The sequence below is a fragment of the Salinibacterium sp. SWN1162 genome (genome assembly GCF_015864675.1).
Taxonomy (GTDB): Bacteria; Actinomycetota; Actinomycetes; order Actinomycetales; family Microbacteriaceae; genus Rhodoglobus.
Genome location: NZ_JADYWT010000001.1, coordinates 791,559 through 804,989 on the forward strand (window position 1 = coordinate 791,559; position 13,431 = coordinate 804,989).

Below are 13,431 nucleotides of genomic sequence, written 5' to 3' on the forward strand. Positions count from 1 at the left end.
AAGAGAGAAGATAAATTGCTCGACGTTCACGCGTTTGATGAAATCAAAATCGGTCTCGCTACCGCCGACGACATTCGTCGCTGGTCGCACGGTGAGGTAAAAAAGCCAGAGACCATTAACTACCGCACACTCAAGCCGGAGAAAGATGGTCTGTTCGGCGAACAGATCTTCGGACCTTCGCGCGACTGGGAGTGCTCCTGTGGCAAGTACAAGCGTGTCCGCTTTAAGGGCATCGTTTGTGAGCGCTGTGGTGTTGAAGTAACCAAGTCGGCTGTGCGCCGTGAGCGCATGGGCCACATCGAGCTCGCCGCTCCGGTTACCCACATCTGGTACTTCAAGGGTGTTCCGAGCCGTCTCGGTTACCTGCTTGACATGGCACCGAAGGACCTCGAAAAGGTCATCTACTTCGCTGCCTACATGATCATTTCGGTTGACGAAGAAGGCCGTCACGCTGACCTGCCTGCGCTTGAGAACGAGATCCGTCTCGAAATCAAGACGCTTGAGGGCCAGCGCGATTCCCGCATCGCTGACCGCTTGACCAAGTTCGAGGAAGACCTCGCCGCTCTTGAAGAAGAGGGTGCGAAGGCTGACCAGAAGCGCCGCGTCAAGGATGCTGCTGAGAAAGAAATGTCTCAGCTGCGCAAGTCGATCGACGAGCAGATCTCGCAGCTTGAGCGCGTGTGGGAAGACTTCCGCACCCTCAAGATCGGTGACCTGAAGCCTGAAGACTCCGTCTTCCAGGAACTGCAGGACCGTTTCGGTAGCTACTTCGAAGCGTTCATGGGTGCCGAGGCAATCAAGAAGCGTCTTGAAGCCTTCGACCTGGCGCTCGAGAGCGTTGAACTGCACGACCAGATCGCTAACGGTAAGGGTCAGAAGAAGATCCGCGCCATCAAGCGCCTGCGTGTAGTCAACTCGTTCCTGCAGACCGGCAACTCGCCGGCCGCGATGGTTCTTGACGTCGTTCCGGTTATTCCTCCGGAGCTTCGCCCGATGGTTCAGCTGGATGGTGGCCGCTTCGCGACCTCCGACCTCAACGACCTCTACCGTCGTGTGATCAACCGAAACAACCGTCTGCGTCGTCTCCTTGACCTCGGTGCCCCCGAGATCATCGTCAACAACGAGAAGCGCATGCTTCAGGAAGCCGTTGACGCGCTGTTCGACAACGGTCGTCGTGGTCGCCCCGTAACGGGAACTGGCAACCGTGCCCTCAAGTCCTTGAGCGACATGCTCAAGGGTAAGCAGGGTCGTTTCCGCCAGAACCTGCTCGGAAAGCGCGTTGACTACTCCGGTCGTTCGGTGATCATCGTTGGACCGCAGCTCAAACTGCACCAGTGTGGTCTTCCCAAGCAGATGGCTCTCGAGCTGTTCAAGCCGTTTGTTATCAAGCGCCTGATCGACTTGAGCCACGCCCAGAACATCAAGAGCGCTAAGCGCATGGTTGAGCGTGCACGTCCGCAGGTCTGGGACGTACTCGAAGAGATCATTCGCGAGCGCCCCGTGCTGCTGAACCGTGCACCAACACTGCACCGTTTGGGCATCCAGGCATTCGAACCTCAGCTCGTTGAGGGTAAGGCTATTCAGCTTCACCCCCTCGTCTGTGCTGCGTTCAACGCTGACTTCGATGGTGACCAGATGGCTGTTCACCTTCCGTTGTCGGTTGAAGCACAGGCTGAAGCTCGCATCCTGATGCTCGCCAGCAACAACATCCTCAAGCCGTCTGACGGTCGCCCGGTGACCCTGCCCACACAGGACATGATCATCGGTCTGCACCACCTGACCACGCTCACGGAGGGTGCTGTCGGCGAAGGCCGTGCGTTCTCGTCGGTCGCTGAAGCGATCTTCGCGTTCGACCAGCACTCGCTCGACCTCAACGCGAAGGTACGTCTCCGTCTCGACGGCGTCTACCTCGCTGAGGAAGACGCTCCTGAGGGATTCGTTCAGGGACAGTCCAAGCTCATGGAAACGACCCTCGGTCGCGCTCTCTTCAACGAGGCGCTCCCGAAGGACTACCCGTACATCGAGGCACTCGCTGACAAGGGCCAGATTTCGGCCATCGTCAACGACCTCGCTGAGCGGTACGTGAAGGTGGATGTTGCTTCGGCTCTTGACGCGATCAAGGACGCTGGATTCCACTGGGCGACTCGCTCCGGTGTAACCGTTGCGCTGTCCGACATTGTGACCCCGCCGACCAAGCCGGAAATCATCGGCCGCTACGAGAAGATCGCAGCGAAGGTTCAGGGCCAGTACGAGAAGGGACTCACGACCGACGCCGAGCGTCGTCAGGAGCTCATCGAGATCTGGAACAAGGCGACCGCAGAAGTAGCGACTGCCATGCAGTCCAACTTCCGCACTGACAACAACATCAACCGCATGGTGTCGTCGGGTGCTCGTGGTAACTGGATGCAGGTTCGTCAGATCGCCGGTATGCGTGGACTGGTATCGAACCCGAAGGGTGAGATCATCCCTCGCCCGATCGTCCACTCCTACAAGGAAGGCCTGACCGTAGCCGAGTACTTCATCTCGACTCACGGTGCTCGTAAGGGACTGGCCGACACCGCACTGCGTACTGCAGACTCCGGATACCTCACGCGTCGACTCGTTGACGTGTCGCAGGATGTCATCATTCGTGAAAACGACTGTGGCACCCGCAAGGGACTGGACATGCCCATCGCAGCGCAGGACGCTGATGGCAAGTGGATCCTCGACGACAACGTTGAGAACTCGGTCTACGCTCGCAGCCTTGCTGCGGATGCCGCCAACGAGAAGGGCGATGTAGTCGCCTCTGCTGGTGCAGACGTCGGAGACGTTCTGCTCGACAAGCTCGTTGCAGCCGGTGTTCACAGCATCAAGGTTCGTTCGGTACTCACGTGTGAGTCCGCTGTTGGTGTGTGTGCCGTCTGCTACGGCCGCTCGCTCGCAACCGGTCTTCTCGTTGACATCGGTGAGGCTGTCGGAATTATCGCCGCACAGTCGATCGGTGAGCCCGGAACCCAGCTGACCATGCGTACCTTCCACACCGGTGGTGTTGCTTCGGCAGACGACATTACGCAGGGTCTTCCCCGCGTTACGGAACTCTTCGAAGCTCGTACCCCTAAGGGTGCAAGCCCCATCGCAGAAGCCGCTGGCCGCGTCACGATCGAAGACACCGACCGCAGCCGCAAGCTGATCCTCACGCCAGACAATGGCGACGAGCCCATCGCTTACCCGGTACTGCGTCGTGCAACCCTCCTCATTGAGGATGGCCAGCACGTTGAGCTCGGCACGCAGCTGCACGTCGGAAACGTTGACCCGAAGGAAGTTCTTCGTGTTCGCGGTGTCCGTGCCGTTCAGCAGCACCTCGTCGATGGTGTCCAGGGCGTTTACCGCTCGCAGGGTGTACCGATCCACGATAAGCACATTGAGGTCATCGTTCGTCAGATGCTCCGCAAGGTGACTGTTGTTGACCACGGTGACACCGGACTCCTTCCGGGTGAGCTGGTCGACCGTTCGAAGTACAACGAGCTCAACCGCGGTGTTCTCACCGAGGGCAAGGCAACGGCATCCGCTCGTCAGGAGATCTTGGGTATCACCAAGGCTTCGCTGGCGACTGAGTCGTGGCTGTCGGCCGCGTCGTTCCAGGAGACCACCCGCGTTCTTACGCAGGCGGCCATGGAAGGCAAGTCTGACCCGCTCATGGGACTCAAGGAGAACGTCATCATCGGTAAGCTCATCCCGGCTGGCACGGGATTGGCTCGCTACCGCGATGTGTCGGTCGAGGCAACGGAAGAGGCGAAAGCCGAACGTTACCCCAACCGCATCTTCGCTGATGATGCAAGCCTCACCGAGAGCGACCTGAGCTTCGTCGACTTCGACAGCTTCAGCTCGAACGATTCCACGCCGGGAACCTACAACTAAGTAGTCTCGGCATCACCTCCGGGTGATACCACGAAGGGTCCCCGTCATCGCGACGGGGGCCCTTTGTCGTTGGTGAATAGCGCGGTGCTACGGCGCAGGAATTTCGATGCGGGAGAAGCCAGCGTCATCCGTCACCATTGTCGCTACGAGTGCGCGGCCGGCGGGCAAGAGCCGGATAGTCACCGCCCCCGTAACCGCGTCGTCCAGAGTACGAACGGCCGCCTCTGTGACGGCGGCAAGAGCAGCGCTAGGAAGCGGCAGCGGGTAGCGGTCGTCGAGCAGCACCACCGTGGCGCCACGGCGTCGCGCGCGTTGTACCGCCGAGACGATCTCAGGCAGATCGAGCTGACGCGCACGAAGGCTGTCACGCAGACGAGCCTCGGCGATCACAAGTTCGGCGCGGTCGTCATCCGTCAGTTCAACGCCATCGGCAATCCGCTGCAACTGGGCGCCGACGGCAGCGTCGAGGCCCGCAAGCCTACGGGAGCGCTCGGCCGTGCGCGCAAGTGCTGCGGCCTCGGCGGCTGCTCGTGACGTTTCGATCGAGCGGATGTCATCCAGACGGCGCCGCGTGCGCCGCATGCCGAAGGAAAACAGGGAACCGACGAGCACGTAGGGGGCTTGGCGCGCGACGAGCAATATCGCTTCGAGCAGGCGGCCGTCTGTTGAGAGCCCCCAGAGAAGAACCGTGATGGCGATGCCGACAAATCCCAGCCACGCGACCAGATCGCGTCGACGCAGGCTGAGGTAGAACATTGCCAACGCTCCCGCGCCGACATACCACTGGGAGAACCCGCCGACGATTGAATTATTGGAGGAGATCGCGGTGGCCACCACGCAGGCGACGCTGACGTAGATGCTCACGCCCAGACCGACGCGGGGTTGAGTGTCGTGGGTCAGAACGAACCACACTGAACCGAACAGGGCTATCGAAATCCACACGGGAACAGCGGAGTGCACATCGTCGAGCGACAGAAGTGCCAACACTGAGATGGTGACGAAGTAGTTCCAGATCAGAAGGTGAGCGCCGAGCCCGGTGATCTGGGGCAGATCGAGCCGCCCTCGAGGCGTGGTTTCTCGAGTCATTCGCTCCACCCCACGGTTACTCGGGTGCCCTTATCGGGCTGCGACCACACCGACGCGCGGCCGCAGGGCAGGGAGTTGACGCGACCCAGGATGCTGACGACGATACCCAGTCTGTTTGCAGGTACCGCTGCCGGGTCGAACCCTTTGCCATCGTCGATGATCGTAATTTCCACTCCATCGGGGCGCAGCGTGAGACGCACCTCTCGAACGACGGGTGCTGCTTCTCCGCCGGCGTGCATGACGCTGTTGCGCAGCGCCTCGACAGTGGCTTCGATCAGTGCGGTTGCGATCGGCGAGGGGAGCGCGGCATACCGCTCGCCGATCACGGTGAACGTCGCGGAATCCGTAGTCTCGGCGACGGACGAGGCGAGCCCCTGCACGAAGTAGTCCATGTGGATGAGTTCGGGAACCGTCGCGCTGGTGTCGCTCAGTTCGCTGAGGCGGGCGATCGTGCGCGCCGCTTGCGCACGGGTCGACGCCGATTCGCTGCGTCCGGCCCCCGCAGCAGCGAAGATCGTGGCGATCACTTCGTCGTGCACGAGAGCGTCGAGGTGAGCCTGCTCTTCACCGCGAGCAGTGAGGGCGGCGGCGCGCATCGATGAGGCGCGGGCGGCAACGCTTGCGGCATCCACTTCTCGGCCGGCCGCAATCGCGACCGTGGCTACCGCGGTGAAGGCCGCGCAGACGGTGATCGTAAAGAAGGCGAACTGAATCGCGAGTGAGACATCCGCACCGCCGTCGGCGACGATCCGGATCGGAGCGATCACCATTGACGACGCCAATAAGAACAACCAGGCGGCGACCGGTCGCCACGCGATTGCGGCGGGGGTGGTGCCCAGTGCGGTCAACCCCACGACCCACGGTGCTGCCTCGGGTGACATGGGGCCGTTGATGAAGGCGGGGATCCAGCTGAGCACGGTGACCGTGAAAATTGCGGCATATGCCCCATGCAGAATGCGAAGTTGACGCAGTGAGCTCCACGGTGCGACCGCGGCGATAACCAAGGGCGTTCCGAATATTGCAATACCCGCGGCAAGTTGCCAATGAGGAATGAGGTAGTCGGCCTGCTCAAAGAACGAGGGTGCGGAAAGAGCCAAAAACATGACCGCGGCGGCGGCGAAAACGAGCGTCATGATCCGGATCACGGCGAGTTCGGCTCCGCCCTCGTCGCGGGGTGTCGCCGTGGTGTCGTTCACGACGCCTGTACTGCTCACGAGTGGGGAGGAGGCAGGATGCCGTCTTCGACAGCACGCTTGTAGAGGTCGACTTTGGTCGCGGCGGGCCGGCCGGCCATCGCGTACTTGTGGCGGATGCGGCGCACATATTCCGCGACGGTGCTTGCCGAGAGCCCCGCCCGGTGCGCGACAGCGACCGACTTATCTCCGGACGCATAGTGCGCGAGTACCTCTTGCTCTTTGGGGCTGAGCCCCGCGGCAGCGAGTTCTGGGTCGGAGTCGAGCGCCGCGGCCCAATCTGTAGTGACGACGGGGTTGCCGAGAGCGGCCTCCCGCACAGCGTCGACAATGACGTCGCGGGATTCCGACTTGCGCACGATACCGAGAACTCCGGCCCGGGATGCTGCACGTACTTCAGTAGCGTTGTCTGCTGCGGTGAAGACGAGAACGTTGAGACCGCGCTCGCGCAGCCACGCCACGTTCTCGTCGACGGTGGTGCCGTCGGAGAGGCGGACATCCAGAACGACGAGATCGAGTTCGGAGGCGACGGACTCCAAGTCACGCACGCTCGCGGCGGAACTGTGCAGGATGATGTCGGGGCTGTGGGAGAGCAGGGAAGCAAAGCCCAATTGCACCGTCTCGTGATCGTCCACATGCCCTATTCGATAGGTGCGTGGCGGTGGGTCGTGCTCTGACAAGGGTGTCCCCGTTCGGATCAGGGTAAGCATGAGAGTGGCACTAATTTCGGGTTGCCAACCACAAATCTACCGGAACTTTCTGTCTGTCCCCCAAACGGGTGTCATTGATACTGACGACTGCCGCAAAACCTCGCGCGATGCGACTATCGGTAAGTCAGCAATCGAGGGCGGGGGAATTACGTATGAATCGTCATGCGGTGAACGATCTCGTCGACTGTTCTCTTCAGCGCTGGTATCGCCTTGTTGCGGAGTGGCGCCAGCCCGTCTCGGGCACCGAAGCCGGCTGCGTGTCGTGCCGCGATTCAACCTTCGCCGCGTTCGATCGTTCCGGGCAGTGGCCGCACGACCTCATCCACTCTTTTGTGGAGACTCTAGACGTCGTCACTTTTCAGCTTGCCGTATCCCTTCATGAGGAACGTCATTGCCGTGGCGAAGATGCGCGCTCGACGAAGCCATGCTCCGGGTGCTTCTCGACCGCGCGCGCAACGGTTCACGCGTGCGCCCAGCGCCATGCTCAAGACATCTCCGATGTGATTTCGGAGTGCGCGATGCCCCGACTGGCGGCGTACATCGAAAAAAGCATCAATTTGGCACTCAATGCTGCGACTCGCGGCGAATGGGCTTCCTGAAACGACCTGACTACCCCTCACACGTGGGTCTAGTGATGCTCCTGTGACTCGATTAGCGTTGGACTTCGCTAAGACCTTGGGGGGAGGCACGCGTGACAACACTTGCTGAAGTACTGATTCTTCGCGGAATGATGCCGATTGAGAGCATTGATTCTGTGGGAACGTCACACACCGACGAGGAAGCACTCGTCCGAAACTTACTCGACAGCGGCACGATCTCGCCGGCCCAGCTCGCTTCGGCGCGTGCAGCACAGGCTGGAGTTCCGTTCGTCGAACTCGTCGACTTCGCCGTCGATAACCAGGCTGTCGCCCTCGCCCCCGCCGCAATTTGCCGCCGTCACGAGGTTCTACCGATCGCCTTCAGCGAGGGCTACCTCGTCTTGGCGATGGTTGATCCCGGCAACATCTTTGCCCTCGATGACATCCGCTCGGCTACGGGCCGCCAGATTCGCGTCGTGGTCGCTGAGCGCAGCGACCTGCAAACGGCACTCGACCGCTTCCACCGCGCTGACGGTGAGCTTTCCAGCCTGAGCAACGAACTCGAGCAAGAAGCGACGACGACGGATGTCGCTCTCGCCACAAACAGCAACGAACCGACCGAAGACGACGCACCGATTGTTCGCTTCGTGAACCTGCTCATCAGCCAGGGCATCCAGGACAAGGCATCCGATATTCACATCGAGCCCGGTGAGCACGACCTCGGTGTTCGCTACCGCATTGACGGTGTGCTGCACGAGATGCAGCGTGCCCCGCGCCAGATTCAGAACGGCGTTATTTCTCGCCTCAAGATCATGGCCGAAATGGACATCGCTGAGCGTCGTAAGCCTCAGGATGGCCGTATCTCCGTCATCCACGGTCAGAAAAAGATCGACCTTCGTGTTGCCACGCTGCCAACCGTGTACGGCGAAAAAGTCGTTATGCGTATTCTCGACAACTCGAACACGACTCTCGATCTGAGCCAGCTTTACCTGCTCGAGCACAACGCCAAGATTTACAAAGAGGCGTACTCCAAGCCCTACGGCATGATCCTTGTGACCGGTCCTACGGGTTCCGGTAAGTCGACCACGCTCTACACCACCCTCAATGCCGTTGCTCGCCCGGAGATCAACGTCATTACGGTGGAAGACCCGGTGGAGTACCGCATGGCGGGCATCAACCAGGTTCAGGTCAACCCGAAGGCGGGCCTCACGTTCGCGAGTGCTCTGCGCTCGATTCTGCGTTCTGACCCGGATGTTGTTCTCATCGGTGAGATCCGAGACCAAGAGACGGCGCAAATCGCCATCGAAGCCGCGCTCACCGGCCACCTTGTGCTGAGCACTCTGCACACCAACGGCGCACCGGCCGCGATCACGCGACTGATCGAGATGGATATTGAACCCTTCTTGGTTGGCTCCGCTATCGACTGTGTAGTCGCTCAGCGACTCGCGCGTCGCCTGTGTGACCGCTGCAAGCAGCCTGCGGTTCATAACCCGCAGGACCTCGTTAACTTGAAGGTCGGCTTCAACCCAGAAGGCCCGATGCCGACCTTGTACGCACCCGTCGGGTGCACCGTGTGTTCCAAGACGGGATACCGCGGTCGTATTGCACTGCACGAAGTGATGGCAGTGACTGAAGAGATTGAACGTCTTGCTGTTGCTCGTTCGTCGAGCGCGGAAATTAACCGCGTCGCGATCGATCAGGGCATGCGCACTCTGCGCATGGACGGTTGGGCGAAGGCTCAATTGGGCCTGACATCCATCGAAGAGATTTTGCGCGTCGTCGCCTAAGACGCAGTACCTGGGGGAATTATGGCTAAGCGGATTTATGACATCCCGTCTCAATCGGTAGACGAAAGTTTGTTTACACCGAAGGGACAGAGCGCGCCTTCGGGGCAGAGCGTCCCGACCGACGCACCACCGCCCATGCCGGGCACAAGCGTTCCCGGTGTTGACAGCCCGCAGGCTGCGGCGGCTCCATCGCCGTTCCCAGAATGGGCGCAGACGGGGGCCGCACCGTCGGCTTCAGCAGCGACCGTTCCGGCCTCACCACTTCCGACGATCCCGCCGCCTTCTGGTTCGATCAAGAGCACCGACACTGCTGGTGTGCCCGTGCCTCCGGCACCGCCGGTCTCAGCAACTCACGCTCCGGCCGCTCACTCCGAGCCAGCTCCCGCTGAGGCGCACGCCGCAGCGCCGGCAGCGGATGCCGCTGAAGGTGGACGCCGCGCGCGCCGCATGGCTACCGAGCCTGTCACCTCGATCGATTCCCTCGACGAACTCTTCCGCCAGGCCGCCGCTGGCGCCATGTCGCAGACCTCGGCCGCAACGTCGGCTGCGGGGGCGTCGCTTCCGGTCCCAGAAGCCGCCGCGCCTGAGGTTCCGGCACCAGTGCCTGCTGCAGCGGCCGCACCCGCGGCCGCAGTATCTGTGCCCGCGCCTGACGCACCCGTCAGCGAAGCCGCTCCGACTCCGTCGCCGACCGCTGCTGAAGTCCCGTATTTCACCGAAGACACCGCGACTCCGCAGCCCGAGGCTCCGACCCGCATCATGGACACCGTGTCGTCAGACACCCCGACCGTCAAGTTCCCCGCGCAGTCTGCGGCTGATGGCGGGCTACTTGACCTGCCCGACATCGCGCCGGCCGCTGATGGCGACTTGAACTTCCCGCCTCCCGGAGCCGACGAAGGTCTACTGAGCTTCACGAGTGGTTTCGGCGCACCCGACTCACCGTTGAACCAAGAATCGCAGCTTCTCTCGGTGCCCAAGATTGTCGAAGAGGACCGCGAAATGCGTCCCGAGATGGAGCTGACGGCGCGCGAGGGTTCTAACCCCGAGCTGCTCGACGCTCTCAAAGAGGTTGTCTACACCGGCGCCTCCGACCTCCACATTTCTTCTGGCGCCGTGCCGATGATCCGTGTCGATGGTGGCCTCCAGCCGCTCAAGGGCATGGGGGAGTGGGACAAAGACCGCACCCGCGACGCGCTGTTCAGCATCCTCGACCAGAAGCAAGAGGAACAGTTTCTCGAAGTTCTCGAGCTCGACTTCGCGTTCGAACTGTCTGAGGCCGCTCGTTTCCGTGTGAACTACTACATGGACCGCGGCAACATGGGCGCAGCTTTCCGAATCATTCCGACCGAGATCAAGCAGCTCAAGGATCTTGGTATTCAGGAATCGGTGGGAAATTTCTCCACTCTGCCGCGTGGACTCGTGCTCGTTACCGGACCAACCGGTTCGGGAAAGTCGACGACTCTTGCGGCGCTCATCGACCTTGTGAACCGCACCCGTGCGGACCACATCGTGACCGTTGAAGACCCGATTGAGTTCCTTCACGGCAACCAGAAGTCGCTGGTCAACCAGCGCGAGGTTGGCCGCGATACCCACTCGTTCACGAACGCGCTCAAGCACGTTCTGCGTCAAGACCCCGACGTCATCCTGATTGGTGAGCTTCGAGACCTCGAAACCATCTCGATCGCGCTGACGGCGGCTGAAACTGGCCACCTCGTCTTTGCCACCCTGCACACTCAGGATGCTGCGCAAACCGTTGACCGCATCATTGACGTCTTCCCGCCGCACCAGCAGGGCCAGGTTCGCACCCAGCTTGCGGCGGTGCTGCAGGGCATCGTGTGTCAGACGCTGGTTCGCCGCGCGAGCGGTAAGGGGCGAGTCGCCGCTACTGAAGTGCTCACGATGACGCCGGCTATCGGAAACCTCATTCGTGAGGGCAAGATCTACCAAATTCCGTCGGCGATGCAGGCCGGTCGCGGTATCGGTATGCACACCATGGACCAACACCTCGCTGGCCTCGCCAAGTCGGGTGCGATCACTGAAGAGGCCGCAATGGCCAAGGCGCACGACCCTGAGGGCATGCACCGACTGATGGGCGAGAGCTCGGGAGCGGGGCACTAATGGCTGCGACAACATCCGCGACAAAGTCCTACGACTACAAGGCGCGCGATCAAGCCGGCAAGGTCGTCAAAGGGCGCATCGACGCTGCCAACGAGAATCAGGTTCTGGCTCGGCTTCGCACGATGGGGGTAAGCCCCATTTCCGTGACCGAGGGCGGCTCTGGAACAGGTCTCAACAAGGAAATCAACGTCGCTTTCTTGCAGAAGGGGGTGGGTCTCGACGATCTCGCGGTGATGAGCCGTCAGATGTCGACGATGATCTCCTCGGGACTGTCGCTGATCCGGGCTCTCGTCATTCTGTCGGAGCAGACCGAAAACCCGACTCTGGCGAAAGCTTTGAGTCAAATTCGCGTCGAGGTCGAGACCGGTGGCACGCTGTCGGATGCGTTCGCTAAGCATGGCACCGTCTTTCCGCCCATCATGATTCACCTGGTTCGTGCGGGTGAGACGGGCGGATTCCTCGACAACGCGCTGGAGTCGATCGCTAACAACTTTGAGAGCGAAGTCAAGCTCCGCGGAACGATCAAGTCGGCGCTGACCTACCCGGTCGTAGTGCTGATCATGGCGATCGCTGCGGTTGTCGGCATGCTGCTGTTCATCGTTCCCGTGTTCGAGCAGATGTTTGCTGACCTCGGCGGCGAACTTCCGCTGCTCACCCAAATGCTCGTGTGGGCATCCTCGGCCATGAAATTCATCGCTCCAGTGCTCGTGGTAGGCGGAATCGCTTTCTCAATCTGGTGGGGCAAGAACAAGCACACCGAGCGCGTGCGTAAGTTCGTCGACCCCTGGAAGCTGCGAATGCCCGTGTTCGGGCCGCTGTTCCGCAAGGTGTCGATCTCGCGCTTCACGCGTAACTTCGGAACGATGCTCGGTGCCGGTGTTCCGATTCTTCAGGCGCTGTCGATCGTGGGGGAGACCTCGGGCAACTACGTCATCGAAGAGGCGCTGCGGCGCGTCGCGGATGCCGTGCGCCAAGGTCAGTCCGTTTCAGACCCGCTCATGCGGGAGCCTGTCTTCCCGTCAATGGTGACCCAGATGGTGTCGGTCGGTGAAGACTCGGGATCGATGGAGGTCATGCTCTCGAAGATCGCTGACTTCTACGACGACGAGGTGCTGAAGACTACCGAACAGCTCACCGCGCTCATTGAGCCGCTCATGATCGGCGTGATCGGTGCGATCGTCGGTGTGATGGTTATCGCCCTCTACATGCCCATCTTCGCCATCTTCGATCAGATCAAGTAGTCCCGGAGAAATAGGCACCTAGCAGCCCCAGGCGGGGGCATCACGACCCGAGTCGTGGTGCCCCCGTTTGGCATTTAACGAGTCGGCACCTACCCCTAAACTGGGCGCGTAAATCACTGCGACTCGCCTGTTCCCCCTCAGACTGGGGCCAGAAATCAGGCGGTTCACCCCCGTTTGTGGGATTCTCAGGTTGCCCACATGTTGGCATTATTTTCTGTGGGGGGCTGAGAAGCTAATTTTTTCTGGGGGCCCCTGTCCAAGATCCGAACACTAGACAGGAAAACCACAATGATCGCACGTATGAATGAAGCACTGCGCAGCAAGCGCGCCGACCTCGAGAACGACCAGAAGGGCTTCACCCTTGTTGAGCTCCTCGTTGTCGTACTGATCATCGGCATCCTTGCCGCGATCGCTATCCCCTTCTTCCTGAACCAGCGCCAGGGCGCTTGGGAATCACAGGTCAAGTCGGACATCGCCAACGCTGTCATCGCGGCTGAGACCTACGCTGTGGGCGCCAACGGGTCGTTCACGGGTCTCGACTCCACGACTGCGGATGCCGATGGGAATCTTCCCCTTGCGGCCAACGGTTACAAGGCCACGCCTTCTGTCGAGATTGAGGTTGCAGTTGTGGACGCGAACTCCTACACGCTTACCGCTAAGCACACGGAGTACACCGACGTGACATGGGTATACACCAGCGCCGATGGAACTACCGAAAAGAGCGACGACTAACAAGTCCGCTTAGGGCTTAAGAAACGGGGCGTCGCCAAGCGGCGGCGCCCCGTTTCACATCCAGAGAGTGATCGCTCTCGAGAGATACC

General features: G+C 61.0%; 9 protein-coding genes. 6 read left to right on the forward strand and 3 right to left on the reverse strand.

Annotation, left to right across the window (positions count from 1 at the left end):
* Window positions 1-15 precede the first annotated feature (15 nt).
* Window positions 16-3,897 carry a DNA-directed RNA polymerase subunit beta' gene (locus I6E58_RS03665; RefSeq protein ID WP_197130526.1) on the forward strand — a complete coding sequence of 1,294 codons (3,882 nt, stop codon included), beginning with the start codon at window positions 16-18 and terminating at the stop codon, window positions 3,895-3,897.
* A gap of 87 nt (window positions 3,898-3,984) precedes the next feature.
* Here the strand turns inward: I6E58_RS03665 and I6E58_RS03670 are convergent, their stop codons facing one another.
* The 3 genes from I6E58_RS03670 to I6E58_RS03680 are packed head-to-tail and all read right to left on the reverse strand — an operon-like array spanning window position 3,985 to window position 6,811.
* Window positions 3,985-4,983 carry a hypothetical protein gene (locus I6E58_RS03670; RefSeq protein WP_197130529.1) on the reverse strand — a complete coding sequence of 333 codons (999 nt, stop codon included), beginning with the start codon at window positions 4,981-4,983 and terminating at the stop codon, window positions 3,985-3,987.
* Window positions 4,980-6,179 (reverse strand): ATP-binding protein, encoded by a 1,200-nt coding sequence (locus I6E58_RS03675; protein ID WP_307841961.1) that lies wholly within the window; start codon window positions 6,177-6,179, stop codon window positions 4,980-4,982. Before I6E58_RS03675 ends, I6E58_RS03670 begins: the two co-directional genes overlap by 4 nt.
* Window positions 6,180-6,193: 14 nt before the next feature.
* Window positions 6,194-6,811: a response regulator transcription factor gene (locus tag I6E58_RS03680; protein WP_307841963.1), complete on the reverse strand. Its 618-nt coding sequence runs from the start codon at window positions 6,809-6,811 to the stop codon at window positions 6,194-6,196.
* A 227-nt stretch (window positions 6,812-7,038) separates the two neighbouring features.
* Between I6E58_RS03680 and I6E58_RS03685 the strand changes: the two genes are divergently transcribed.
* From I6E58_RS03685 to I6E58_RS14395, 5 genes are all read left to right on the forward strand, one after another.
* Window positions 7,039-7,485 carry a hypothetical protein gene (locus I6E58_RS03685; protein ID WP_197130534.1) on the forward strand — a complete coding sequence of 149 codons (447 nt, stop codon included), beginning with the start codon at window positions 7,039-7,041 and terminating at the stop codon, window positions 7,483-7,485.
* 92 nt (window positions 7,486-7,577) lie between these two features.
* A complete protein-coding gene (locus I6E58_RS03690; RefSeq protein WP_129072220.1) occupies window positions 7,578-9,251 on the forward strand; it encodes a GspE/PulE family protein in 1,674 nt (557 codons plus the stop codon).
* A gap of 135 nt (window positions 9,252-9,386) precedes the next feature.
* Window positions 9,387-11,369: a PilT/PilU family type 4a pilus ATPase gene (locus tag I6E58_RS14390; protein ID WP_304610988.1), complete on the forward strand. Its 1,983-nt coding sequence runs from the start codon at window positions 9,387-9,389 to the stop codon at window positions 11,367-11,369.
* On the forward strand, window positions 11,369-12,610 hold the full coding sequence (locus I6E58_RS03700; RefSeq protein ID WP_197130537.1) for a type II secretion system F family protein: 1,242 nt from the start codon (window positions 11,369-11,371) through the stop codon (window positions 12,608-12,610). Before I6E58_RS14390 ends, I6E58_RS03700 begins: the two co-directional genes overlap by 1 nt.
* Window positions 12,611-12,910: 300 nt before the next feature.
* Entirely contained in the window at window positions 12,911-13,342 is a 432-nt protein-coding gene (locus tag I6E58_RS14395; RefSeq protein WP_197130540.1) for a prepilin-type N-terminal cleavage/methylation domain-containing protein, read from the forward strand.
* Window positions 13,343-13,431: the final 89 nt, after the last annotated feature.